This window comes from Pontibacillus yanchengensis Y32 (assembly GCF_000770635.1).
GTDB lineage: Bacteria > Bacillota > Bacilli > Bacillales > BH030062 > Pontibacillus > Pontibacillus yanchengensis.
The window spans coordinates 1-26,389 of record NZ_AVBF01000040.1 but is presented as its reverse complement, the minus strand read 5'-3'; the positions used below and the strand labels follow the sequence as shown (position 1 = coordinate 26,389).

Annotated in this window: 25 protein-coding genes and 1 other RNA gene; 13 read left to right on the top strand and 13 right to left on the bottom strand. The window is 38.7% G+C overall.

The genetic code is table 11. The annotated features are described in order from the left end of the window. Positions 1-6: 6 nt before the first annotated feature. From ptsP to N782_RS13835, 5 genes are read right to left on the bottom strand one after another with little or no spacing between them, the layout of a single operon-like run. Complete coding sequence (gene ptsP, locus N782_RS13855) at positions 7-1,725, bottom strand: phosphoenolpyruvate--protein phosphotransferase (protein ID WP_036821231.1); 1,719 nt, start codon at positions 1,723-1,725, stop codon at positions 7-9. A 3-nt stretch (positions 1,726-1,728) separates the two neighbouring features. Further along, a complete protein-coding gene (locus tag N782_RS13850; protein ID WP_036821227.1) occupies positions 1,729-1,995 on the bottom strand; it encodes a phosphocarrier protein HPr in 267 nt (88 codons plus the stop codon). Between the two features lie 54 nt (positions 1,996-2,049). After that, positions 2,050-3,966, bottom strand: a complete 1,917-nt coding sequence (locus N782_RS13845; RefSeq protein ID WP_036821224.1) for a PTS fructose transporter subunit IIABC — start codon at positions 3,964-3,966, stop codon at positions 2,050-2,052. Positions 3,967-3,982: 16 nt separating this feature from the next. Beyond that, positions 3,983-4,897 carry a 1-phosphofructokinase gene (pfkB, locus tag N782_RS13840; RefSeq protein ID WP_036821221.1) on the bottom strand — a complete coding sequence of 305 codons (915 nt, stop codon included), beginning with the start codon at positions 4,895-4,897 and terminating at the stop codon, positions 3,983-3,985. Next, positions 4,894-5,646, bottom strand: a complete 753-nt coding sequence (locus N782_RS13835; RefSeq protein WP_036821219.1) for a DeoR/GlpR family DNA-binding transcription regulator — start codon at positions 5,644-5,646, stop codon at positions 4,894-4,896. The genes pfkB and N782_RS13835 overlap by 4 nt, the downstream gene beginning before the upstream one ends. A 69-nt stretch (positions 5,647-5,715) precedes the next feature. Between N782_RS13835 and N782_RS22205 the strand changes: the two genes are divergently transcribed. The 4 genes from N782_RS22205 (at position 5,716) to rnr (ending at position 9,798) form a co-directional block, all read left to right on the top strand. After that, entirely contained in the window at positions 5,716-5,829 is a 114-nt protein-coding gene (locus N782_RS22205; protein ID WP_152600776.1) for a hypothetical protein, read from the top strand. 163 nt (positions 5,830-5,992) lie between these two features. Further along, positions 5,993-6,223 carry a preprotein translocase subunit SecG gene (gene secG / locus N782_RS13830; RefSeq protein WP_036821216.1) on the top strand — a complete coding sequence of 77 codons (231 nt, stop codon included), beginning with the start codon at positions 5,993-5,995 and terminating at the stop codon, positions 6,221-6,223. A 472-nt stretch (positions 6,224-6,695) separates the two neighbouring features. Beyond that, positions 6,696-7,445: an alpha/beta hydrolase gene (locus N782_RS13825; RefSeq protein ID WP_036821213.1), complete on the top strand. Its 750-nt coding sequence runs from the start codon at positions 6,696-6,698 to the stop codon at positions 7,443-7,445. 40 nt (positions 7,446-7,485) lie between these two features. After that, a complete protein-coding gene (gene rnr / locus N782_RS13820) occupies positions 7,486-9,798 on the top strand; it encodes a ribonuclease R (protein WP_036821210.1) in 2,313 nt (770 codons plus the stop codon). A gap of 57 nt (positions 9,799-9,855) precedes the next feature. Here the strand turns inward: rnr and N782_RS13815 are convergent, their stop codons facing one another. Next, positions 9,856-10,701, bottom strand: a complete 846-nt coding sequence (locus N782_RS13815; RefSeq protein WP_036821262.1) for a GNAT family N-acetyltransferase — start codon at positions 10,699-10,701, stop codon at positions 9,856-9,858. Positions 10,702-10,931: 230 nt separating this feature from the next. Here N782_RS13815 and smpB point away from each other — a divergent pair, with 230 nt between their 5' ends. From smpB to N782_RS13805, 3 genes are all read left to right on the top strand, one after another. Then, positions 10,932-11,396, top strand: coding sequence for an SsrA-binding protein SmpB (gene smpB, locus N782_RS13810; protein ID WP_036821208.1), 465 nt, complete (start codon positions 10,932-10,934; stop codon positions 11,394-11,396). 144 nt (positions 11,397-11,540) lie between these two features. Then, positions 11,541-11,903, top strand: a transfer-messenger RNA (tmRNA) gene (gene ssrA / locus N782_RS21075). A gap of 854 nt (positions 11,904-12,757) precedes the next feature. Beyond that, a complete protein-coding gene (locus N782_RS13805; protein WP_036821205.1) occupies positions 12,758-14,011 on the top strand; it encodes an aminopeptidase in 1,254 nt (417 codons plus the stop codon). A gap of 351 nt (positions 14,012-14,362) precedes the next feature. On the opposite strand, the gene N782_RS13800 is transcribed toward N782_RS13805, so the two are convergent. After that, positions 14,363-14,713, bottom strand: coding sequence for a DUF2200 domain-containing protein (locus N782_RS13800; RefSeq protein WP_036821202.1), 351 nt, complete (start codon positions 14,711-14,713; stop codon positions 14,363-14,365). 247 nt (positions 14,714-14,960) lie between these two features. Next, positions 14,961-15,248 carry a membrane lipoprotein lipid attachment site-containing protein gene (locus N782_RS13795; protein WP_036821199.1) on the bottom strand — a complete coding sequence of 96 codons (288 nt, stop codon included), beginning with the start codon at positions 15,246-15,248 and terminating at the stop codon, positions 14,961-14,963. Positions 15,249-15,379: 131 nt separating this feature from the next. Between N782_RS13795 and N782_RS13790 the strand changes: the two genes are divergently transcribed. Both N782_RS13790 and N782_RS21575 read left to right on the top strand, forming a co-directional pair. Then, complete coding sequence (locus N782_RS13790) at positions 15,380-16,375, top strand: aldo/keto reductase (protein WP_036821196.1); 996 nt, start codon at positions 15,380-15,382, stop codon at positions 16,373-16,375. Between the two features lie 443 nt (positions 16,376-16,818). Beyond that, on the top strand, positions 16,819-16,968 hold the full coding sequence (locus N782_RS21575) for a hypothetical protein (RefSeq protein WP_160850202.1): 150 nt from the start codon (positions 16,819-16,821) through the stop codon (positions 16,966-16,968). Between the two features lie 366 nt (positions 16,969-17,334). Here N782_RS21575 and N782_RS13785 read toward each other — a convergent pair whose 3' ends face one another. Beyond that, positions 17,335-18,702: a TrkH family potassium uptake protein gene (locus tag N782_RS13785; protein WP_052111350.1), complete on the bottom strand. Its 1,368-nt coding sequence runs from the start codon at positions 18,700-18,702 to the stop codon at positions 17,335-17,337. A 161-nt stretch (positions 18,703-18,863) separates the two neighbouring features. On the opposite strand from N782_RS13785, the gene N782_RS13780 reads away from it, so the two are divergent. Next, on the top strand, positions 18,864-19,421 hold the full coding sequence (locus N782_RS13780) for a GNAT family N-acetyltransferase (RefSeq protein ID WP_036821193.1): 558 nt from the start codon (positions 18,864-18,866) through the stop codon (positions 19,419-19,421). A gap of 131 nt (positions 19,422-19,552) precedes the next feature. Here the strand turns inward: N782_RS13780 and N782_RS13775 are convergent, their stop codons facing one another. From N782_RS13775 to N782_RS13765, 3 genes are read right to left on the bottom strand one after another with little or no spacing between them, the layout of a single operon-like run. Next, entirely contained in the window at positions 19,553-20,848 is a 1,296-nt protein-coding gene (locus tag N782_RS13775) for a hypothetical protein (RefSeq protein ID WP_036821190.1), read from the bottom strand. Then, positions 20,845-21,057, bottom strand: a complete 213-nt coding sequence (locus N782_RS22105) for a sigma factor-like helix-turn-helix DNA-binding protein (protein WP_084103097.1) — start codon at positions 21,055-21,057, stop codon at positions 20,845-20,847. The genes N782_RS13775 and N782_RS22105 overlap by 4 nt, the downstream gene beginning before the upstream one ends. A 23-nt stretch (positions 21,058-21,080) precedes the next feature. Further along, on the bottom strand, positions 21,081-21,401 hold the full coding sequence (locus N782_RS13765) for a sigma-70 family RNA polymerase sigma factor (protein WP_036821188.1): 321 nt from the start codon (positions 21,399-21,401) through the stop codon (positions 21,081-21,083). A 128-nt stretch (positions 21,402-21,529) separates the two neighbouring features. Here N782_RS13765 and N782_RS13760 point away from each other — a divergent pair, with 128 nt between their 5' ends. Further along, positions 21,530-22,009: a hypothetical protein gene (locus tag N782_RS13760; protein WP_036821186.1), complete on the top strand. Its 480-nt coding sequence runs from the start codon at positions 21,530-21,532 to the stop codon at positions 22,007-22,009. 395 nt (positions 22,010-22,404) lie between these two features. On the opposite strand, the gene N782_RS13755 is transcribed toward N782_RS13760, so the two are convergent. Further along, positions 22,405-22,821, bottom strand: coding sequence for a VOC family protein (locus tag N782_RS13755; RefSeq protein WP_036821183.1), 417 nt, complete (start codon positions 22,819-22,821; stop codon positions 22,405-22,407). A gap of 339 nt (positions 22,822-23,160) precedes the next feature. Here N782_RS13755 and N782_RS13750 point away from each other — a divergent pair, with 339 nt between their 5' ends. Both N782_RS13750 and ilvD read left to right on the top strand, forming a co-directional pair. Continuing rightward, positions 23,161-24,348, top strand: a complete 1,188-nt coding sequence (locus tag N782_RS13750; protein ID WP_036821180.1) for a pyridoxal phosphate-dependent aminotransferase — start codon at positions 23,161-23,163, stop codon at positions 24,346-24,348. 156 nt (positions 24,349-24,504) lie between these two features. Further along, the gene (gene ilvD / locus N782_RS13745) at positions 24,505-26,202 is read left to right on the top strand and encodes a dihydroxy-acid dehydratase (RefSeq protein ID WP_036821177.1); all 1,698 of its coding nucleotides are present in this window, start codon (positions 24,505-24,507) and stop codon (positions 26,200-26,202) included. Positions 26,203-26,389: the final 187 nt, after the last annotated feature.

Below are 26,389 nucleotides of genomic sequence, written 5' to 3'. Positions count from 1 at the left end.
TAGGATTTATTGCAATGCTGCTTTTGATTTCACAAATTCAACAACCTCTTCAGATGTTCCCATGGATAGGATTTCATCTTTGTAGGAAGCCATCTCTTCTTTTGATAGGCTTAGGATTTGTGTTCTTGCTGGTAGGATGGATGTGGAACTCATGCTGAATTCATCTAATCCTAGTCCTAATAGAATTGGGATTGCAATCTCGTCTCCAGCCATTTCGCCACACATGCCAGTCCATTTGCCTTCTGCGTGGGATGCTTCAATCACATTGTTGATTAGGTTTAAGATAGCTGGGTTATATGGCTGGTAAAGATAAGACACGCGCTCGTTCATACGGTCTGCAGCCATTGTATATTGAATCAAGTCGTTTGTTCCGATACTGAAGAAATCCACTTCTTTAGCAAATTGTTTAGCCATTACTGCTGTTGCAGGGATTTCAACCATGATGCCCACTTCAATTTTGTCAGATACGTCCGTACCCTCGTTTTGAAGGTTTTGCTTTTCTTCATCAAGGATGGATTTTGCCTGACGGAATTCATCTAGTGTAGCAATCATCGGGAACATGATTTTTAGGTTACCATATACGCTTGCACGTAGTAGCGCGCGTAGCTGTGTACGGAAAATATCATCACGTTCTAGACATAGACGAATGGCACGGAATCCTAGGAATGGGTTCATTTCGTCTGGTAGATCTAAGTAGTCTAGCTCTTTGTCGCCACCAATATCCAGTGTACGAACAACTACAGGCTTGTCTTTCATTTGGCTAAGAACAGACTTATATGCTTCAAACTGTTCTTCTTCGGTTGGTAGCTGACTTTTACCCATGTATAGGAACTCTGTACGGTACAGGCCAACACCTTCGCCACCATTGTTTAAGACACCAGCAACATCATCAGGAGTACCGATGTTAGAAACAAGTTCTACGTGTTGGTTATCAGATGTTACAGTAGCCTCGTCTTTAAGCTTCGCCCATTCTTCTTTCTTTTCTTCAAAGCGAGCTTGTTTTTGCTTGAATGTTTCAATTTGTTCATCAGTAGGGTGTACAATCACTTCGCCATCAATTCCGTCTACGATTACCATGTCGCCTTTATTGATGGTGTCTGTTACTTCTTTTGTACCTACAACTGCAGGGATTTCAAGAGAACGGGCCATGATAGCGGAGTGGGATGTGCGGCCGCCAATGTCCGTTGTAAATCCTTTAACGAAGTCTTTGTTCAGCTGTGCTGTATCAGAAGGCGTTAGGTCTTCTGCAACAATGACAACTTCTTCATCAATTAAAGCTGGATCAGGGAAGGTTACACCAAGAAGGTGAGCCATAACACGTTTTGTAACGTCCTGAATGTCAGCTGCGCGTTCACGCATGTATTCGTTGTCCATGTTTTTGAACATATCGATGAACATGTTTGCTGTTTCATCTAGAGCAGATTCAGCATTCACGTTTTCGTTTTTAATTTTATCTGTGATAGGTTGAATTAGCTCTGGATCACTTAATACAAGAAGGTGGGCAGAGAAAATTTCTGCTTTTTCTTCCCCAAGTGATTCCAATGCGTGATTTTTAATCTTTTCAAGCTCTTGCTTAGAAGTATCAAGCGCTTCGTGGAAACGTTCTACTTCTTTGTCCGGATTATCTACATCTTTCTTGTCATAAGAAAGATCTGGGACTTCCATACGGTATGCCTTAGCGATGGCAATACCGTTGGAAGCCGCAATACCTTTAATGCTACTCATCAATTATTCCCCCAGATTTTCTTTTTTCACTGTGTCGACGATGGCTTGTAGTGCTTCTTCTTCGTCTGAGCCTTCAGCTTTTAGTTTAACATCTGCACCGGAAGGAATACCAAGCGACATAATACCCATGATGGATTTTAGGTTAACGGATTTTTCGTTATATTCTAGTGATACTTCAGCTTTATAAGCACCAGCAGTTTGTACTAGTACTGTAGCGGGACGTGCGTGTACGCCGTCTTCGGATGTGATTTTCATTGTTTGTTCTACCATACAGAGTACCTCCTCAAAAGTTAAAATAAATTTTAGTTCATTCAACTATATACTTTACCTGTTTTCGATAGGTTTTTTCAAGAAACCTGCAATAATTGCTGTAATAATTGCGCCAACAATAACAGCAAGAGCGTAGAATAGAATAGCAAGAGGTTTAGCTATCATTTCACTTTGTACCGTTCCAATTACGAAAATTCCACCGTGTGGAGCTAATAACTCAAGGCCAAATAGGTAAACTAAACCACCTGTTATGGCAGAACCAATAACGGATGCTGGAATAACACGACCAGGGTCTGCAGCTGCGAATGGGATAGCACCTTCTGTAATAAAGGAAGCACCCATAGCGTAAGCTGTTTTTCCTGTTTCTTTTTCTTGATTAGTAAATTTATTTTTGAAAATAGAAGTAGCAAGTGCCATACCTAATGGAGGCACCATACCGCCTGCCATGGCAGCTGCGATTGGGGCATAGTTACCAGCGTCAAGTGTAGCGAGACCAAATGTGTATGCGGCTTTGTTCACTGGTCCACCCATGTCAACAGCCATCATACCACCTATGATTAATCCAACAATAATACCGGCGGAACCTAATCCTTCAAGCCAATCTTGGATGAAGGTATAAACAGAAACAAGAACTGGATTAATAGTAATCATAATTAATCCGGTAATCAGTAGGCCGAATACAGGATAGAATAACACGGGCTTTAAGCCATCGATTGAGTCAGGTAAGTTCTTCAGAGCTTGTTGAATAAGAAGTACAACATAACCAGCTAAGAAACCTGCAATCAAACCACCAAGAAATCCTGAACCACCACTAGCATTTTCCGTGGCTGTCGTCGTTGCAATTAAACCACCGACCATTCCTGGTGCGAGTCCTGGACGACCTGCAATACTTTGGGCGATAAAGCCGGCAAGTACTGGAACCATTAGGAAGAAGGCTTTACCTCCGCCAATTGTACTTAACCATTGAGCAAGTTGATTTTCAGATTCAATTCCCCATAAGAAGGATAGAGCGATTAGGATTCCACCACCAACAACGAATGGTAGCATGTTGGAAACACCATTCATTAGGTGTTTGTAGAAGCCGGTCTTTTCTCCTCCACCCATAGAACTGCCTTCACCTTCGCTGTCATCTTCTCCTTCAAAAACAGGAGCATCTTGATTAACAGCTTGTTCAATTAGCTTCTTCGGTTCATGGATACCTTTAGCTACTGGTGTTTGAATAACGTGCTTTCCTTTAAAACGATTTGTTTCAACTGAGATATCAGATGCTACAATAACACCTTTCGCACGATCGATATCATCTTGGGTTAATTTATTCTTCACACCACTGGAACCATTTGTTTCTACCTTGATGTTGACGCCCATTTCTTTAGCAGTTTCTTTTAATTTATCGGCTGCCATGTACGTATGAGCGATTCCGGTAGCACAAGCAGTAACAGCAACAACGAAGTCGCCTTCATTTGATTCTTGTTGAGAAGCTTGTTGTGCTTCCTCTTCTTCTTGGTCTTCTTTATTGTCCGATTCCTTCTCATCAATTAGCTTTGCAATTTCCTCTCGGGAGTTTGCTTGAAGTAATTTTTCGCGGAAGCTTTCGTCCATTAGTAATGTAGATAAGCTAGATAATGTTTCAAGGTGAGCTTGGTCCGCGCCTTCCGATGCTGCAATCATGAAGAAAAGATACGTTGGTTGTCCGTCTAATGACTCATAATCGGCACCATCTTTTTTACGCGCAAACGCAATAGCAGGCTCTTTAACAGCTGCCGTTTTAGCGTGTGGGATAGCTACACCTTCACCAATACCAGTTGTCCCTTGTTCTTCTCTAGCTAAGATAGCTTTCTTAAATTCCTCTTTGTCATGTAAACGCCCAGCTTCGTCTAATTTGTCAGCAAGTTCATCAATAATTTCAGGTTTTTTCTCTGCTTCTAATTCCAAAATCATTGTGTCCTGCTTTAATAAGTCAGTGATTTTCACTTTATTCCCCTCCTCGTTATGATAGTACTTCCACATTCACTTGCTCTCTAAGCTCATGAATGTATTCAGCTTCAGCCAAATCGTCACTAAAAGCAGTAGCACTTCCAGCAGCCACACCGTACGCAAAAGCTTCCTTCACATCTTGCGTCTTCTCATAACCTGCAAGAAAACCAGATACTACAGAATCCCCAGCGCCAACGGAGTTTTTCACTTCCCCTTTAGGGACATTTGCAAAAAGAGTGTATTCATGATTAACCAGGATAGCTCCATCTCCGCCCATGCTTACAATGACGTTATCAGCGCTTTTATCCATTAATTTCTTGGCGTGATAGATGGCATCTTCTTTTGTTTCAATTGTAGTTTGAAAGAGTTCTCCTAGTTCATGGTGATTTGGTTTTAACAAAAATGTTTTCGTACCGATAAGGTCCTCAAGCGCTTCACCAGATGTATCAGCCACAAAGCGTGCTTCGTTTTCCTCACACCGCTTAGCCATTTCCTTGTAAAAGGAAGGAGGCATCGTTTTCGGAATACTTCCCGCAACGACTAGAAAATCGCCTTTACTTAATTGGTCAACTTGTTGAAGTAACTCGTGCTGCTGATCATTTGTTATCTCAGGACCTGGACCATTTATTTCCGATTCATCAGAAGATTTTAATTTGACATTAATGCGCGTCTTTTGTCCTGTATTTATAAAGTTATGATTCACGTGTGCTTCTTCTAAAGCTTCTTGTATAAATTGACCGGTGAATCCTCCAATAAATCCAAGTGCAGTAGTAGAAATATCAAGTTTGCTTAACACTCTTGAGACGTTAATCCCTTTACCACCTGGGTAGTAATACGTCTTTGTAGCTCTGTTTAAGCCTCCCTCTTCGAATGCATCTACATGCATAATGTAGTCAATAGAAGGATTTAACGTAACCGTATAAATCATGGTGACACAACCTTTACTGTAGTTTTCTCTTTATAAAGACTAATTCTATCTTCGTTCTCTTCATTCGTAATGAGTTGAGCCATATCTAAGTCAGCTACTTTGGAAAAGGTTACTTCATTTAATTTTGAAGAATCTCCTAAAATAAAGGCTTCTTGCGAATATGCCAAGGCAGTGCTTTTTACTACAGCCTCTTCAGGGTCAGGTGTTGTATAGCCGTAAAAGGGATGGATACCATTTACACCTAGAAAAGATTTATCAAATCTATAATTGGTAAGCCCTGAAGTGGCGCCGCTACCAATCAATGCCCTAGTTTTATGTTTTACAAACCCTCCAGTAACATACGCCTCAATATTATGATCAATTAATGCATCGATGAGGCTAAGGCCGTTCGTCACAACAGTGAGATGTTTATCTTTCATATAAGGGATCATCTCATACGTTGTTGTGCCTGCATCTAAAAATACACAATCACCATCACGAATGAAGGAAGCAGCAAGCATAGCAATTTGCTTTTTTTGTTGAAGGTTTTTGGTTGATTTCTCAGGGATGCTTAATTCTTCCCGTTTTTGATGGAGTATGGAAGCTCCGCCATGGACGCGTTTGAGCAAGTTTTTTTCTTCAAGTTGCTGCAAATCCCGACGAATAGTGGATTCAGAAGCATTTGTTGCCTGCACGAATTCATGTAATTTGACTGTTTGTTGATCATGTAGTAAGTCAAGTATTAGTTGTTGTCGCTGAGGAGTCAGCATGATTCATTCCTCCTATAAGTACCTTAATCTCATCATAAAGGAAGCCCTTTCACAAATCAATCAAAAACAATCAAAACCATCCAAAAAGTATCAAACAATACACAGGCAATCAATCATAAATGCTCAGAAATTAAAATAAAATACTATTTAAAAAATTCCGCAATGGAAAATGTAAGGCTATGATCATTATATTCATATAGAAAAAAGAAAGGTAAAAGATAGTGATTTGAACATAGTGGAGAGCGTTGTAAGAAAGCAAATCCAAATTATTGAATACTTTCTTGCTGAGTTGTCTATTTTATGCTACATTATCATTAGGTATTGTCCGTCTTAGGAGGTGGATCGTATGTATGGTTTAAGCGTTACATTACTCGTTATTGATGCAATTGCACTTATTACACTTGTTCTTCTACAATCAGGTAAGAGCGCTGGATTAGCTGGAGCTATTTCAGGTGGAGCTGAACAGGTTTTTGGTAAACAAAAAGCCCGTGGAATGGATGCTGTAATGCACAAGGCTACAATTGTCACAGCTGTTCTTTTCTTCGTGCTTACATTCTTAATTGGATATGTACTATAGAACAACGAGTTTTCTTTAGCTCGTTGTTTTTTTATTAAATTCCCCCAGCTTAATCCTCTTCAAGTATTAACCTCAAGATTAAGAGCATTTTTTCCATTAACTATCATTTTGTAAATTAATCCATATTTATTGCGTGGAGCCACGTAGATCAGTTCTGTATTGCACGTTTCTGGAGCGACTTTTTTCGATTTCGGAGCGAGAATCGAAAAATAGGGGCAACCGCCAACACCGGAACGCCAAGCGGGCGCCCTGAGCTTTTCTTCTCCATGTTTAGAAACTCCCTCTATCGTGAAGTATAGTAGCGAATCTGGAAAAGTCGCCTCGCTAGAATAAGGTATGGTAATATGGAATCATTCTCATATTATTCCTTATCTTCTAAATTAAACTGACGCGTAAAATTTATATTCATTCCCAACTAGTTTAAGCGATTTTAGACAAACCATTCATCTATGAAAAAGGAGTTGAACATTATATGAAAATAAAACAACCTCAACCTTTTACGTTTGAAGCAGGTAATCGTGCGGTATTATTATTACATGGTTTTACTGGTCATTCTGCTGACGTAAGAATGCTAGGACGATACTTACAAAAACAAGGGTACACATGTCATGCACCTATTTTTAGTGGTCATGGGCAAGAACCTGAGGAAGTAGTTAAATATACACCAAAGGATTGGTGGCAGGATGTTCAAGATGCGTTTCAACATCTTCAAGACTTAGGCTATGAAGAGATTGCTGTCGCGGGGCTTTCTTTAGGAGGCGCGCTTGGACTTAAATTGGCTTACAGTAAACCAGTCAAAGCTATGATCCCTATGTGTGCTCCTGTTTTTTATGATAATGAAGAAGAGTTAAAGCAAGGGTTCAGGCAATTCGGAAAAGAATACAAACAATTAGAGAAGAAATCAGAAGAAACGATTCAGCAAGAGCTAGATGACATTCTAGCTGATTCCACAGAAACCTTTACTGAATTAGGAAAATTAATTAAAGAAGTACATGACAATGTTGATATGATTTATGCTCCTACGTTTGTTGTACAAGCCCAAAAGGATAAAATGATCAATACAGATAGTGCAACGTACATTTATAACCATGTAGAAGCGGATCATAAAGAAATCAAATGGTACGAGGATTCGGAACATATCATTACCCTCGACAAGGAAAAAGAGGCATTACATGAAGATATTTATCAATTCTTAGAATCGCTTGATTGGTCTGTGGAATAATAAGAAGACAATATACGGTAATAAAAGGAAGGTGAATAGTATGAGTCAAGAATTAAAGCAACAAATCATGGACTTCATACATGAAAATACGTCGAAGCCTCTTTCTGTTCAGGAAATAGAAGAGATGGCTCAGTATGATGAAGACCAGGATTTTTCAAGTTTAATGAAGACACTAAATGAATTGGAAGAAGAAGGCGAGCTTGTACGTACTCGAAAAAATCGCTACGGTCTTCCAGAAAAAATGAATTTAACTAGAGGTAGAATCCAAATGCACCAAAAAGGATTCGCCTTTCTCATCCCTGATGATGAAGATAAAGATGATATTTACATCCATCACTCTGACCTGCATTCAGCAATGAACAATGATCGAGTGTTGGTTCGTACGGAAACAAATAGAGAAGATGACAAGCGACCAGAAGGTACTGTTATTCGTATTCTAGAACGAAATACAAATGAAATTGTCGGTACGTATGATGACAATGGATACTTTGGATTCGTTATAGCAGACGATAAACGGATTCCTAATGATATTTTTATTCCGAAGAATGCTACCAATGGAGCGGTAGATGGTCACAAAGTGATTGTAAAAATCACGAAATATCCGGAAGCACGTATGAGTGCAGAAGGGGAAGTCGTTCAAATTCTCGGCCATAAAAATGACCCAGGTATTGATATTCTGGCAATCATTCACAAACATGGCATCAAATCCGAATTCCCGGATGAAGTGATGGAACAGGCGCACAATACACCAGATGAGATTTCGGAAGTCGAAATCAAAAACCGTCGTGATTTAAGAGATCAACAAATCGTTACAATTGATGGTGCAGACGCCAAAGACTTAGATGATGCGGTTGCTGTACGTAAGCTGGAGAATGGTAACTATCATCTTGGAGTTCATATCGCAGATGTAAGCTACTATGTAGAAGAAGGTTCGCCTATTGATAAAGAAGCAAATGAAAGAGGTACAAGTTCTTACCTAGTGGACCGTGTGATTCCAATGATTCCACACCGTTTATCGAACGGCATTTGTTCCTTGAATCCACAAGTAAACCGTCTAACGTTATCTTGTGAAATGGAAATTAACGAAAGTGGTGAGGTTGTCAATCACGACATCTTCCAAAGTGTCATCAAGACAAATGAACGAATGACGTATGACGCAGTAAATAAGATCCTCGTAGAAGATGACGAGGAAACAAAAAGTCAATATGAAAGTCTAGTTCCAATGTTCAAAAATATGGAAGCACTAGCTAGTATCCTTCGCCAAAAGCGTTTAGAGCGAGGAGCGATTGACTTTGATTTTAAAGAAGCGCAGGTGCTTGTCGATGAAGAAGGTAAAGCAGAAGATGTAAAACTTCGTGAACGTTCTGTTGGCGAACGATTAATTGAAGAGTTTATGCTAGCGGCTAACGAAACTGTTGATGAGCATTTCCATTGGATGAACGTACCGTTTATTCACCGTGTTCACGAAGAACCGGATGCTGCTAAGCTTCAACACTTCTTCGAATTCATTACGAACTTCGGTTATGTGGTGAAAGGTACAGCAAAAGATATCCATCCAAAAGCACTGCAAGAAGTGCTAGAGGCTGTTAAAGGTACCCAAGAGGATATGGTTATTTCCAAATTGATGCTTCGTTCTATGCAACAAGCTCGTTATGATGCCAATAACCTTGGTCACTTTGGATTGGCTTCTGATTACTACACGCATTTCACGTCACCAATTCGTCGTTATCCTGACTTAATCGTGCATCGCTTAATTCGCACGTATATAATAGAAGGAAAAGTAGATGACAAAACGACTGAACACTGGAAGGAAGAGATTCCTGATATTGCTCGTCATTCTTCTGAGCGTGAGCGAGCAGCAGTTGATGCTGAGCGTGAAACAGATGATCTAAAGAAAGCGGAGTATATGCAGGATAAGGTTGGCGAAGAATTCGAAGGTGTTATCAGTTCTGTAACCAATTTTGGTCTATTCGTAGAGCTACCTAACACAATTGAAGGTCTCGTGCACGTAAGCTACCTGACAGATGATTACTACCACTTTGAAGAACGTCAATACGCTATGATTGGTGAACGTACGGGCAATGTGTTCCGTATCGGAGATGAACTGACGGTTAAATGTATTAATGTAAACACGGAGGAACGTGTTGTTGATTTTGAAATCGTCGGTATGGAACCGCCTAAGAAAAATCAACCAAGCTCCCGTCCTAGTCGTCCGAAAGTAATCAACACGAAAAAAGAAAAAGATAAGTCTTCTTATAAGAAGAATAATGCGAAAAGCAATAAAAAGGGAAAAAGTAATAAGCCATTCTATCAAAACAGTGGCGTTCCTAAAGGAAAGAAAAAGAAGAAATAATAAAAAAGAAGCCTTGCCATTAAGTTGGCAAGGCTTCTTCTGTATTAATTAATTATTTTAAACAAATAAGCCATGAAGCATCCAAGGTTCTCCCACTTCCATGACATCTGTATCAGGGATTTGTGCATATGCATCCTGTGTAAGATCCATCCAGACCCCATCAATATCAGTGTGTTGCTCTGACTCATGGAGTACCGTTTTCCAAAAACCAGGCTGCTTGAATGCGTCGTTCCAGAAGTATTTTACATTGGCATAAAGGTATTTCTTTTGATCTTCTCTAATCATCATGAAGCGATCGCCGGTGGGGCTCAAGTAACATGCGCTTGCGTCCAGATAATCATCTGTGAGATAAATCTCATCAAACGGTAACGGATAATATGCTTCATAAGGAAACACATCAATGGAGAGGGACTGCAATAACTCTCTCTTCCTATCTCTATCTGTGATTTTATCCCATAAAGGGCCATCTATTCCTTCGAGGAGGTGGGGATGGGTCACCTTGGCAGGATAAAAGGAAGTCATCTGTGGAATAGAAAGCTTTTCTAATACCTTTCTGGCTGGTGAGTTAGAGATCTGGGTGTTCGCACCAATCCACTTGATGCTAGGGTGTTGATGAACTTCATTAATAATTTGCTTTAATAAATACGTTGCATGACCTTTACCGTGATAACGCCGATCACTACGCAAACGTCCTAGCATGGCATATTGATCGTAGAACGTTGTATAGCCTGCAACGGCGATAATTTGATCACCATCGAATAATCCATAGACAACATTGTTACGACGACTAATTAAGTCAGGGAAGATGCGAACAACATAATCGTCTTCAATACCTGTTTCCATATTACTTACGGCCTCATGATCCTGAACGTCTAACCGTCTCACTTGTAGTACTCCGTTCATCACGGTTATACCCCCTTTAATGTCTATGAATGATGGCTACTATTAAGTTTATTTCATAAGTTCGAGCCATTTTTCCAAATCATATATTCTCACATGCCAAGCTATTTTGTCTATGTAAAAGCTTTAAGGTTTTGTAAAAAGTGAGATGGGAAAGGTTGAAGTATAGGAACTGGAAAACATTCCTCAAATTTGATACAATATAGCTTACGCAATACGAGGAGGAACTGGTCATGCCAAAAGGTCAAGGAAAAGTAGTCGCACAAAATCGTAAAGCCAATCATGATTTTTATATAGAAGATACATTTGAAGCAGGAATCGTTTTGAAAGGTACTGAAATCAAGTCGATTCGTGCAGGGCGTGTCAATATGAAAGAAGCCTTTGCCAGAGTGGATAAAGGCGAAGTATTCATTCATAACATGCACATCTCTGCTTATGAACAAGGAAACCAATTCAACCATGAACCTACCCGAATGCGTAAATTACTCCTCCACCGTAAGGAGATTGACCGCTTAATCGGCGAAACCCAACAGCAAGGATATTCCTTGGTACCACTAAAAATGTACATTAAAAATGGTGTAGCAAAGGTACTAATTGGGTTAGGTAAAGGTAAGAAGAAATATGATAAACGGGAAGACTTGAAGCGTAAACAAGCGAAGCGTGATATAGACCGCGCTATTAAGAATAGTGGATACTAGGAGTAGGTTTCCAGCAGATACCAGTCGTTATCCTTTGAAATCAGCTGGCTATGTGTTATACTTGTATATGTCGTTGAAGCAAAAACGAACATTTTCAACTGAATAGTGAGTGCAACAGCTCATCTCCGTTCAGTTCTCATTCATGGGGACGTTACGGATTCGACAGGGATAGATCGAGCTTTAGTTGCGAGTCGAGCGGCTACTCGTAAAAAGCCATTGCCTAAATATAACTGGCGAAGAAAACAATTACTCTCTAGCAGCTGCATAAGCAGTTGCCTAGAGGATCCTTCCTGCCATCGCCCGTGTGGTAGATTGAAGGGTCTCAAACTGAAGCGGGCTATACGTTCATTCGCCGTCTTAGGATGAACGAAGAACACAATAAGACTAGCTGCAAGGAAGCCTGTCGGTAGGCCGAATTGACAGCGAATGACAATATATCGACTACGCTCGTAGAAGCTTTAGTGGCGATATCTCTGGACGTGGGTTCGATTCCCACCGTCTCCACCAATACATAAGTTGGTGGATTTTTTTATGTTAAATAAAGCATAAGTTTTCCGGTTGGGAAGCTTATGCTTTATTTTATATTAGGAAACTTTTTGCTTTATTGCGTAATATAAAGATTTCGAGATAAATGAAGGGAACTTTTAAAATGTGTAGAATCTAATATTTTTTATTCCCCCTCCGTATTAGTAATGGGGACACCAGAACTTTTATAATGGATGTAAAGGTACTTAGAGGTGGTTCTTCATATGGGTGATAAAGAAGATGTTATCAAACTTATTAATGAGTTACCTGAAACAGCAACCACAGAAGATATAATGCGCAAACTGTCAATCTTTTACTCATACTGAAGTAAAAGAGAAGATGGATATGATTTAGATAAAATCTGCATTTATATATCACATGATTTGAAAAATATGGGCGAATAATACCTGAAGCCATTGAGCAAGTATCTATATTCCCGCTTTCAGGAAAAATTGTACCTGAGCTAAAAAATCTCTTTATTAGGGAAAAAATTCTCGGTACTTATAGAATTATTTATAGAGACATGTGAGAAGTTCTAGAAGTTGTTAGAATTATGCATGCTGAAAGGGACTTTGATCAATAAAGTTAGTAATGTATGGATGAAAAACTATCACAAATTCAAATTATCAATGTTAGCGCGCAAACCTGAAAAAAGGTTAGCGCTTTATTTTTGTCTTGATTAAGTATTTGCGGGTTATTAATTGGTGAATTATGCTAAAATTTTAATTGGATTTTGAATTGTGAAAAAATCTATTTAATCTAACTATCCAGGTTAGTTAAAGTAGGGCAAGGTTTTGCAGTGAAGTTTTACAAGAACATCATAGGGGAGATAGTAAATGATTAAAGATATATATCAATTTATAAGTGAAGCACAGTTAAAAAAGTATGCAGAACTTGCTGTACGAGCTGGGGTGAATCTGCAAAAAAATCAATTATTAATTATTCATAGTGATATACAAAATGCTACGTTTGCACGTCTAATCCAAACGGTAGCGTACGAGGCAGGAGCATCAAATGTATATATAGATTGGACAGATGAACAGTCCACCAAAGAATTCTACATAAATGCAGCAGATAGTGTCATTGACCACTTTCCTGATTGGCAGGCTGCCCGTTTTAAGGAGTGGGAGGATGCAGGCGCTGCTTACATCCATATTATTTCTGAGAACTTAGATGTCTTTACAGAGGTTGCTACACAAAGGATCAATCGTTACCAAAAAGCTTCTCGTACTAAATTGAGGGATCATTATGCGAAAATTAGATCCCACGAGGTACGCTGGTGTCTCCTAGCTGTGCCAAACGTTGTATGGGCAAATAAAGTATTTCCAAACCTAAGTACAGAAGAAGCTTTACAATCATTATGGAAATTAATTTTAAAAGGATCTCGGGCAGATGGGGAAAATCCTACAAAAGATTGGGAGCGGCACAATAGAGCCTTCGAGTCTCGAAAAAAATTCCTAAACGAGAGCCAATTTGAAGCCCTGCATTTTACAAATAGCAGCGGAACTGATTTAGTAGTTGGTCTACCTAAACATCATCACTATATCGGTGGGGGTGTCAAAGATAAAAATGGTATACCTTTCTTTCCGAACATTCCTACGGAAGAAATATTTACTGCTCCCCATAAAAATAAGGTGAATGGCAAATTGGTAGGTACTAAACCTCTTATCTATGGGGGAAGTGTCATCGATGAATTTTATCTAATTTTTAAAGATGGACGGATTACAGACTATTATGCCGCGAAGGGACAGGAAGTGTTACAAAATCTCATCGAAACAGACGAAGGTTCACATTACCTAGGTGAAATTGCCTTGGTCTCTAATACATCTCCTCTTGCTCAGGCAGATACTCTTTTTCATAATACCTTGTTTGATGAAAATACGTCCTGTCATATTGGAATTGGAAATGCATCTCCCTCTAATATTCAAAATGGCATTCACCAATCTGAGGAAGAGTTGAAGGCAGCGGGTTTGAATACTTCACTTTTGTTAGTCAATGTGACCTTTGGTACCGAAGATATGAGAGTAGTGGGTATTAAAGAAGGTGGAACGGAAGTCGAGTTAATGAAGGATGGGGATTTCCAATTCTAAATCATTTACTACTTAAAAACAGAGAAGATTGATTTCTGGTGGATTATACTTAGTGCTAGTTATAGTGAAAGCAGTGAATTGTCAGTAGGGAGTAATATCTCACCAAGGGACGATATTGTATAATTTTAGCCGGATTTCATTCTTATTTATAATAAATGTTTTTAAAAGAGATAGTTAGATGTCAAATATTAAACTAAAAGCAATAGTTTAACAAAGAATTAGTATTTATTCCGAATCTAAGTCATTTTCCTAAGGGCGAAGAGCCATCCTATGATTTTGGGAATGTGTTAGTTTGACAAGTTTACCAAGAAACGGACCTTTATAAGGTATTCAGTGTCTTCTCATTAAATATTACTTCCGCAAGATCTTTTCAAGCGATTTTCCTTTTGCTAACTCATCAATCAGTTTGTCCAAATAACGAATTTCTTGCATAGTTGGCTCTTCGATGTTTTCCACACGAACGCCGCAGACAACCCCTTTGATCAAAGACCTGGAAGGATTCAGTTTGGGTGCTTCCGCAAAGAAGTTCTCAAAGTCTGTCTGTTTTTCCAGTTGTGCTTCTAACTCTTCCTGGCTATACCCTGTCAACCAACGGATTATTTCATCCACTTCGTTTTTGGAGCGTCCTTTTTTCTCCGCCTTCGTAATATAATGTGGATAAACACTTGCGAAACTCATTGTGTAGATCTTATGTTTGGCCATTATACTCCTCCTTTATATAATCTCCTTTATTATAATACGAAAAATAGACAGGTTCAAAATTTTTCCTGAATGATATATCGAGGACCTTTGACTTTATTGTAGAGTGCTTAGGAACGGGAATTCAAAATAACTCTTACAAGCACTATTCAACACTAGCAAAATAAACTTAGAAGAAATAGTAAATGTTATTGTTGTCATCCATACAAAATAATTCTCATAGTGAACTTTATAAGTCAATGAAGAGTTTTCATTCTAGTATTTCTACATCTTCCACAATAATATCTTCTGCAACCCATGCTTCCGTTTTTGTTGTGGTTATATATGTTACTTTCACCCTTTGCCCAACTTCAAAATCAGATATGTTTTTAACATGGAAGGGTTTTTCATCAACATAAAGAACATCTGCAAATATAAAATCTCGATGTATGTTCGTTACCTCTCCAGTCATGGTGGACGTTTCATGATTGTCATACGTATTATTTGAGCAGCTTGTTAACACTACGATTATAAGAGTCGTTAGTATAACCTTTTTCATGAATTTGTCCTCCTAATTGTTCTCATACAATGCTTTTTCCCTGAAGCATAACTAAATAGTCACCAAGTTTTATTTCTACCTTAGTTGGATATACACCTGTATGAATTTATTTATACAGGAGGGAAAGAACGATGAAATCACTAGAAGATGCATTAAAGCATAAAGTAGGTCTTGGTACAGCTCCTTTAGGAAATATGTTTAGGGAAGTTCCGGAAGAGGAAGCGCAGACGACGATTCAAACTGCCTGGGATCAGGGAGTACGTTATTTTGATACAGCCCCTTTTTATGGAGCTGGTCTAGCAGAAATGCGTGTTGGGGAAGTATTATCGAATTATAATCGTGATAATTATGTGTTAAGTACAAAAGTAGGGCGTTATGTAACAAATGAAAAGGAAGATAAAGAAGGCTTATTCCAGTATGCTCGTGACAATAAAGTCATTACAGATTACACAGAGGATGCTACGCTAAAGTCTATTGAACAAAGCCTGGAGCGGTTGAAGACGGATCGCTTGGATATGGTATTTGTGCACGATGTTTCCCCTGATTTTCATGGTGATGAGTGGATAGCGAAATTTGATGAAGCTAGAAAAGGAGCATTTCGCGTGTTATCACGCCTGAAGGAGGAAGGAGTCATTGGATCCTGGGGACTAGGTGTTAATACAACTGAACCGATTGAATTAGCGATGGAGCTAGAGGAAACGAAACCAGATGTATGCTTGTCTGCTACTCAATATACGCTATTACAACATGAAAGAGCGCTACAGCGAATGATGACAACGGCTGAAGAAAAAGATGTAGATATCGTAGTAGGAAGCCCTTATAACTCCGGCGTATTACTAGGTGGGGATCATTTTAATTATGCGAAAGCTGGCTCTGATATTATAGAACGAGTAAACCAAATGAACGAAATAGGGAAAAAATACAATGTTCCTCTGAAAGCTGCAGCGCTTCAGTTTTCAACTTCCCATCCTGCTGTTAAATCAGTGATTCCTGGGTCAACTCGTCCAGATCGAATCAAAGAAGATCTAGAAATGATACAAAGAAATATTCCGAATGACTTCTGGCATGAATTAGTCAAAAAAGGATTTATCTCATCTAATGCCCCGCTACCGATCCATACCAGATAGAATAACGAACGTCAAACTACTCTACTAGACATGTAACACCTTTGCAGAGGTACACTTACTAAAAGTTGTACAGATGCAAAGGTGTTTTTTATAAAAGAAAGGATTATTTCAAGATAGATGTAATGGAAGAGGTGATGACGAAAATCCTATTATGACAGTGTTTAAGGTCACTAGAATTGGTGGTTTATGTACTGGATTTACTATTTAAACAATTCATCTAGAAAAGCCATTTTATACAGCATATAGTTTATAAACTTTTTTAAATAAATTCGAAAAAACTAGTGTGAAGAACCGATTAAGCGTGGTATATTTCTAAATAAGCCCTTAGATATTCGTGAGTCGCAAACAACGGAAGATAACTAGAATAGAAATCAAATTCCTTAGTTTTACTCTCAAATACAAAGGGAAACCTATTAATAAGAAATTTCAAGGAGGGTTACAAAATGAACATGTTTATCAAAGCACGTGAACTTTTTGAGAAGGATTATCAAACTAGCCAAGAGGTTAATCACTACAATGCTTCCATGCAAGGTGGAAAAACAAAAGCTACTAAATCTCAAAATAAACTAAGAAGAAATCCATTTAAAAAATAAAAGGAGCACGAGTTTATTAATATGACATGAAATGGGAAAGTACCTGATTTGCGTAATGAGTAAAAAGCTTTTATTCCAAACAGATCACATAGGTACTTTCCGTTACTTTGTTTTAAATGCTTCTTTACATCCCCTGGTACTACTGCATACTCACTTCTTAATGAGTATTACTTCATAAATGATTCAAATCACAACTCCTCAAAAGTAAAACTTGAAAAACTCAAAAATCCACAAACAAATTACGCAGTTCCAAAAATAACAGCTATTCGAATCTTCAATTTTTTCCTCTTATCCGTGAGATCTTCCCAAATTAAATCATCCACAAGGACATTTTTAATAAACTTCTAATTCTAATAAGAGCATATTTTACCCAATAATCATAGGTTCCTTAGGATAGTGATACTTTGTTCTAGGTGTTTTTCCTCTTAAAATGAATAGGAAGGAAAAAATTCCGATTCTACCTATGAACATTAAGCATATAATGATGATTTTGCCCGGCCCGTGTAAATCTGGTGTGATTCCTGTAGATAAGCCTGTCGTTCCAAATGCTGAACAAGCTTCAAACATTAATTGAATCAGAGTGAATTCTGGCTCAAACACGTTTAACAATATAATAGCTAATCCAGTGATCGTGACTGCAGTATTCACCACGATAAAAGAACGGAAAATATCTTCTGGATCGATTTCTCTTCTAAACACCCGAACGTCTCTTTTTCCTCGAGCATAGGAAATAACACTCAAAAGCGTAATCGCAAAGGTTGTCGTTCGAATCCCCCCACCTACACTACTTGGAGATGCGCCAATGAACATCAAAATACATATGACAAGTAAAGTAGGGATGGTAAATTCGCTGACATCCATGGTAGCCAAACCGCCATTTCTTGTGGTTACAGATTGGAATAGTGCATAAAAAATCGATTCATGCCAGGATTTCCCTTGAAAGAAATGAGTGCGATCGAACAAATAGATTAATATTGCTCCGGCGACGACCAGCGCACCGAACGTCACAGAGGTTAGCTTACTAAATAAAGAAAACTTGAATAACTCCTGTTTTGGGTTTGTAAGGTAATCCTTGACTTCAATCAATACTGGGAATCCTATAGCTCCTAGTATCAAGAGGGTCATATTAATCATTTGAACAAAATAATCATGTTCAAACATCACGAGGGAAGAGCCAGTAATATCAAAGCCAGCGTTGGTGGTCGCACTTACGGAAGCAAACATCCCTTGTATGAAAGCCTCCCCAGCCGTAGGGAAATATTGAAGGAAATAGATGCCAAGAATTAATGCACCTATAGCTTCAATTAAAATAATAATGAGGAGGATTTGTTTGATGAGGGAGACCATACCTGAGAATGTATTACGGTTTTGATCTGTTTTTATAAGTTGTCTCCTTTTTAGGCCGATTTTTTGTCCGAGCATTAGCCAAATGAAAGTCCCTAGCGTCATTACCCCAATCCCTCCGAATTGAAGGATGAACATCAATACGAAATACCCCGGCGTATTGAAAACATCAGGGGTGGAAACGACAGTCAACCCCGTTACGCTAACAGCACTTACCGCTGTAAAGACGATATCTATAAGAGAAAGATGAACTCCTTCTTTATGGAGAAACGGAAGACCGATTAAAAAGGAAGCGATAACAACAGCAGAAAGATAAAATAAAATAATTACTTGAAAAGGGCTTAATCGGTTTAAGAAATTATTGAATTTACTGATGCGAGTTTGCGCCATACTAAGTCTCCTCATTTATAATGGTGGCCTATTTCAATTCAATCTATAAGTGGATTTTATACCTTGATGGAGGAAGTTACAATCACTAGTTGGTTTTTTTCTAGTATTTATCTCAACTTACGTTACTATTATATGCAGACATCATAAAGGAGGGCGCTTTCGTGTTGGAAAATAATATTAAATTTTTAGAAGGAAATAGAGTGTACCTACGACCGATTGAAGAAGAAGATTTAGATCTGTTCTATAAAAAAGCACTATGGGATAAGGAAGGCAGAAAATTAACTGGGACTCAAGCGGTATTCAGTCGTAAAGGTGTGCAAACTTGGTATGAACGCATATCAACAGATGATTCTCGAATTGACTTGATTATTTGTTTACAGGGAACAGATCAACCAATTGGCGAGTTAGCAATGTTAGATATTGATCACCAAAACCGTAAATCTGTCGTACGGATTTCTATTTTCGATCATGCTTATTGGGGAAATGGTTACGGGACAGAAGCATTGTCATTATTAATTGCATTTGGATTCGATATTTTAAACTTGAATCGAATTGGACTAGATGTATTTGCTTTCAATACAAGGGGAATAAAAGCGTACGAAAAATTAGGCTTTAAGGAAGAAGGTCGAATTAAAGAAGATTTGTACTACAATGGGGAGTACCACGACTCCATTTTAATGGGATTAATGAGGAAGGATTATTACCAACGTGAAAACTAAATGTTACTAGATTGATGAAAGGTCCAAGAGATTAGGCTGATTTTTTTAAATAACACACATTCCATACGAGGTTCTCAAAGAAATAACAGTAACCATAAAAAAGTGCAGGACAATCCCTGCACTTCATTACCCTATTTCTCTTCAAAAAATTCCTTCAACTCCTCAACTGTATGAGCTTTGAATACCATTCCTTCTGTATCCGTCACCACAGCCACAGGTGCTTCTTTTACGTTGTACCGATTAATAAACCAAAAATCAAAGTCTCCAACTAGCCCCGGAGAAGATGTGTACCCTGTCATTTTCGTACTCAACTGTTCCCTTATTACATCATCCCATTCGCTCCCGCCTGCATTGGAAGCTTCTCCTTGTATGAGTACGACGTAATACTTGCCTTTTTCTTTTGATAAAAATCGTTGTTTGTATTGTCTTTGTCTTTCTGGAGAAAGGTACTCAATGTTAGCAATGTCGTTGCTGTTAGCTTTAAATCTCACATACATATCGTTATATGTGTGAATGGTGCACGTGCTATTGTCCTGGCATTTGTACGTTTTGATGTCTTTAGGATTTCCAAACGTTTCAATGCTTTCCTGTTTAGTACTAGGTACCTTCTTCTTCCATTCTTCGTTTTTCAATTGATCAACATATACATTAATTCCATTTACCGTGTGTTGGTTGTTGTCCAACGTCACATTAATGGCGAAGGAGCCTTCCTCTCTAAATAGCATAACTGGTCCTTGGTTTTGATCTTCCCTTGCTTTGAAGACGTCTGCCGTTCTTCCAAGTGTATCGGTTACTTTTTGAAAGGGTTGACCAAGCGTGATTCCTGCAAGCATATACTCTCCGAGTGGTGATTTTTCAGCAGGGGGAGTATGTAAGCTTGTTAAATAGGTTTTTAATTGCTCTTTTTCTGATGTTTTGAAAACCATTTGCTCTGAATTAAAAACAAAAGCGACTGGATATCTAGTTTTTTCCTCTTCATTTGAGTATCTTGAAATTAAGGACTGAGCTTTTTTTGACTCTTTATTCAAAACACGTGTATTAGATACATATTGTTCAATTGGTTGTTTCTTGTAAAGGTGATTCCATTCTGACTCCTCAGTTGAGGTTGAGTGAACAACGACAACTTGGTACTTTTCCTTCTCTTTTGCTACGAAGGGATCGACGAAAGGTTGTTCGCCAGGGTCAGAAGGATTGAAATAATTGTTATCTCCCATGCTCGTGTAAATCATTAATATACATAATGCTAGGACCCCAATAATGCTAGTTGTTATTTGTAGAGTCCTTTTAGAGTTACTGAATATGGAGGAACGTTTATGTTTTTTGGAAAAGACATAATCAGAGATTTTTTGTTCATCTGATGTGACATTTTTTAGGGAGGACTTGTCCATAGCTTCTCTTAAATGGGCTAACTTTTCATCTATGTTCATTTGGTTGCCTCCTCATACGTTTCTTTTAGTATGTTTCGACCACGATTTAATCGTGTTTTTACCGTATTTATCTTAATGGATAATACCTGACTAATTTCTTGTATTTTCATTTCTTCATAATAGTGCATGTAGATAACTTCTTTGAATTTAGTCGGAAGCGATAATACACTTTCTGATAGGACTTTGTATTCGAACTTAGCGGTTAAGATCGATTCAGGGTGATGTTTTTCTACTACTTCTTGATTGTTTCGTCAGGTTGAAATGGGAGAAGATCGATGAATTTCTGTTTACGCAATTGATCTTTAGATTTATTAATCGTAATTCGATACAACCATGTTTTAATAGAAGAATCATTTCGAAACGATTCAATCTTGTGAAAGCATGTTAAAAACACATCTTGCGTTACTTCTTCAGCAAGTGGTTGATCTTTAACATACGTAAACGCTAATCGCGTGATGGATTGGTGATATTCTTTAATCAATTGTTCTATAAAGGTTTCTTTAGCTCTCTCATCTTGTATAATCTTGTTTAGCTGCTGGGAACTTAACTCCATGTCTCATCACTCTCCTCTATGCATAAGTTTGACGCATGTTTTCGAAAATGGTTCCTGGTTTTATGTAAGAAATTTTTTGAATGATATACTACCCTCAAGAATTTTACCAAAAAAGGGGGGAGGTAAAGTTGTTAAACTATATAAATGCGAGAAAGCAAACGGTAACTTTGTTTTCAATTTGGTTGATTATGGGATATATAGGAGCTAGAGAAAGAGTAAGTAGTGCATATTTTACTTCTTACTTAAACGAGGAATTTTCCAGCATGGAGCCAGGTTTAGGAGCGCTGCTGGGGATGAGCCCATTGGTGATAACATTTTTAAATAGTTTAATAATATTAATTGTTTTCTTTTGTGAAAGATTACAAAATATAAGGGTTAAAAATAGAGCTTCGAAATTTATTTATTTTGTTATGGTAACAGGCACAATATTCATCTTGTTGTACGCCCTTTTTATAAAAGTATTTCAACTGAATACAAGCTTACATTGGAATTTTTATCTTCTATCTGTACATCACATCTTATCTGTATTGATTGGAATATTTTTGGTTTGGAAAGAGATACAAATTGTATATAAAATCTTAAAAAATGAGAATCTGTTAACTTTTTGAGATAAATTCACTAATAATTACGGTGTTATAACATGGTAGATTTATCTACTAACGGAGATCTTATGAAGACCAATTTATGTAAGGACAAAAGCGCAAGCGCCCTGATAGCGACGTATATGCTGCGGCCTACAAGACGTAGGTTGGTTCGATGTTGCTGCACGATGCAGCGATCTTAATCGAACTTCACCTGATACCATAGGAGATAAAGGCAACACGAAAACATGAGTGATTCAATGTTAACTTATCGTACGGAGGCGAGGGAAGCATACTAGTCGCTGGGCGCTGGAGCTGGACGTGGCAACTTCACTTTTTTAGTTATACACAAGCATTGAATTTTATACGCTATACAATTAAAAAACAGACTCGCATAAGCAAGTCTGTTACATCCTTACGATTTAACCTTCACTCTTTTGAAAATTCAAATCCCAAATAACGCCGAATGAATCTTGTACTTTTGCAAAGGTTGCACCCCAGAAAGTATCCTGAAGTTCCATATGTACTGTGCCGTTTTCCTTTAGGCGGTCGTAGTACGTTTTGATTTCATCTTCTGTTTCTAATTCAAGCGCTAAGGAAATATTGTTTCCAGCTGTTACGTTGTGGTCTAGGAAGGAATCGGAGAACATAAGTAGAAGATTCTCTTTTTGAAATCGTGCGTGCATAATGTGGTTATCAATCTCTTGAGGCGTTGGGTAATCAGCTTCTCCGAATGTTTGAACGTCTAGGATTTCCCCTTCAAACACTCCTTTATAAAATTCTAGTGCTTCCCGTGCGTTTCCGTTAAACGTTAAATACGGTGTAGCTTGTTGCTTCATAGTTAATACTCCCCTTTAAATAGATGGATAGGATGTAAGTAGTATAACAATCCCTCATCCTTTACTTTATAGAAAATTATAGAAAATTCAACCAGTATTATGTTAAGAGTTTTTAGAAAATTAGGCTGATCTCATCCCTTTGCGTTACATTGATGTGATAGTGGTAGTGTTATTTATTATAAAAGAACGGCATCGTACATAGATAGCTTTGTGTGAATTTCTCAAGTCATCCATCCTTTATCCCTTTACAAAAGCAAGAACTAGGTATAACATCAATTATTAGACTTTTCAAAAACATCAAAAAATATTACTATACTTAATGAGGGAGGGACTTCAACTTTGAAAGAATTTAAACAGTCAGATGCAATGCAGAGGTTACCAGAGCAATTTTTTGCCAAGCTTGTAAAGAAAGTGAATGAAGCGAAGCAATTAGAAGGACCAGAAATGATTAACTTAGGGCAAGGAAACCCAGATCAGCCAACTCCCGAGCATATCGTCCAATCTCTTCAGCAAGCTGCTGAAAAACCGGAGTATCATAAATACTCTCCCTTCCAAGGATTTTCGTTTTTAAAAGAAGCGGTGGCGAGCTTTTATAAGAGGGAATATGACGTCGATCTTGATCCGGAGAATGAAGTGGCAATTATGTTTGGTAGTAAAACCGGCCTCGTAGAAGTGAGTCAGTGTTTTCTAAACGAAGGCGACCTGGCGCTTATGCCTGACCCAGGTTATCCGGATTATTGGTCAGGAGTGGCCCTTGCCAATGCGGAGATGAAAACAATGCCTTTATTAGAAGAGAATAATTTTCTCCCTGACTATACGCAACTTGATCAAGAAACGCTAGATCGTGCCAAATTAATGTTCTTAAACTATCCCAATAATCCGACGTCGGCTGTTGCTGATCGAGCCTTTTTTGATAAAACGGTGGAGTTAGCGGAAGCGAATGATATTTGTGTTGTACATGATTTTGCCTATGGTGCGATTGGATTTGATGGCGAAAAACCGCTCAGCTTTATGCAAGTACCTGGCGCAAAAGATGTTGGAGTGGAGATGTACACGATGTCTAAAACGTTTAATATGGCAGGATGGCGTGTAGCTTTTGCTGTTGGAAATCCTAGTGTGATTCAAGCGTTGGAGCTTATTCAAGACCATCAATTTGTTAGTCTGTTTGGAGCGGTTCAAGAAGCAACAGCGACGGCTCTGTTGGATTCTCAACAGAGTGTAGAGGATCTGGTCTCCATGTATCAAAAGCGCAGGGATATTCTAGTTGAAGGTTTGCAGAAGCAGGGATGGCATGTTGCCCCGCCAAAAGGGTCGTTTTTTATGTGGATGCGGGTGCCTGAAGGATTTACGAGTGAATCATTTGCGGATGATTTAATAGAAAAAGCACGAATGGTTGTTGCACCTGGAATAGGATTTGGTGAATACGGGGAAGGCTTCGTGCGGATTGGATTGGTTAATTCAGAAGATCAACTTCACGAAGCGTTAGAACGATTTGAATCCTACAAAAACCAGTTGAATGAGATCTGAATCGCGAAGAATAGATAGGAATGTCTGAATAACAAATATATTCAGAGAATTCTGTTGATAATCAGGATAGACATTAGTATTATAGTAAATAATCTAAAATTTTTAATAGATATGGAATCGTATAGGATATGTATCTAGTAAGGAAGGATGAAGCATATGGAAAATAACAAAGACCTACGCATCCGCAGTAAAGTGATCAGCGAAGGTGCTAACCGGGTTCCAAATCGTTCCATGTTGAGAGCGGTTGGATTTGAAGATGAAGATTTTAAGAAACCAATGATTGGCATTGCAAGCACATGGAGTGAGGTAACGCCATGTAACATCCATATCGACGGACTTGCTAGAGAAGCAAAAGAAGGAGCAGGCAACAGCGGCGGAGCTCCTATGATTTTTAATACGATTACCGTTTCAGATGGAATTGCGATGGGGCATGAAGGAATGCACTATTCGTTGCCAAGTCGTGAAATTATTGCTGACTCCATTGAAACAGTTTCCAATGCGGAACGTTTAGATGGTGTTGTTGCGATTGGTGGCTGTGACAAAACAACACCTGGTTGTGTTATGTCATTAGCACGAATGAATATTCCTTCTGTATATGTATATGGTGGCACGATTCAGCCTGGTAAATTAAATGGAAAAGATATTGATATCGTTTCCTCTTTTGAAGCGGTTGGTCAATACCATCAAGGAACCATCAATGAGGAAGAGTTGCATCAGGTAGAATGTAATGCCTGTCCAGGCGCAGGTGCTTGTGGTGGAATGTACACAGCAAACACAATGGCAGCAGCCGTTGAGGCCCTAGGTATGAGTATTCCTGGTTCGTCATCAACTCCAGCTGTTAATAATTATAAAGAAACAGAATGTCGTCAGGCGGGCGAAATGGTTCTAAACCTATTGGAAAAAGAAATTTATCCGCGCGACATTATGACGAAAGAAGCGTTCGAAAACGCCGTTACAGTAGTGATGGCGCTAGGTGGCTCTACCAACGCATTACTTCACCTAACAGCGATGGCTCATTCAGCAGGTGTTGATTTTACAGTGGATGATTTTGAGGAAGTACGTAAGCGTGTACCACATATCGCAAACTTAAAGCCAAGCGGTAAATATGTTATGCAAGACCTGTATGAAATAGGTGGCGTACCTGGTGTCATGAAGCTTCTATTAGAGAATGACTTATTACACGGGGATTGTTTAACCGTTACGGGTAAAACCATTGCTGAGAATTTACAAGTAGTGCCTTCCCTGCATGAAGATCAAGAAGTTATTCGTCCGTTAGATCAACCAATCAAGGATTCCGGACCACTAGTGTTGTTAAAAGGTAATCTAGCGCCTGAAGGGGCTATAGCTAAGATGTCAGGTCAAACGATCAGTCGCTTTGAAGGTACAGCTAAGGTATATGATAGTGAAGCAGATGCGACACAGGCCATCATGGACAATGAAATCAAAGAGGGCGATGTACTAGTCATTCGTCATGTTGGGCCAAAAGGTGGACCTGGCATGCCAGAAATGCTTTCCATTACAGCGATGATTGTAGGAAAAGGACTAGGCGGAAAAGTTGCCCTTATTACAGACGGACGCTTCTCAGGTGGATCTCACGGTTTCGTAATTGGACACGTAGCACCTGAAGCACAAGCAGGTGGACCAATTGCCTATCTGGCAAATGGCGATACTGTCGTCATTGATAGTGAAACCCAGCAAATTAACTTTGAAGTATCTGAAGAAGAATATGAGAGACGTAAGAGAGAATGGAAGAAACCAGCTATGAAATACAAAACAGGCGCACTAGCCAAATACGCCAAACTCGTTTCCTCCTCCGCAAAAGGAGCAGTAACCGATTTTGACTTAGACGAATAAATAATTAGCACCTTTCCCGAGTGGGAGAGGTGCTTTTTTTTTGTGTTGTCTGTCTTTTGCGGTGCCGCCCTTTCGTGCCTTTTCGGTGCCAGACCCCCATCACTGTAAAGTGGTAACGCGGTAGTGTCATGGGGGTCTGGCACACTAGCCTTGCATGACTTCAAATATAACCCTTTTATGTAAAATA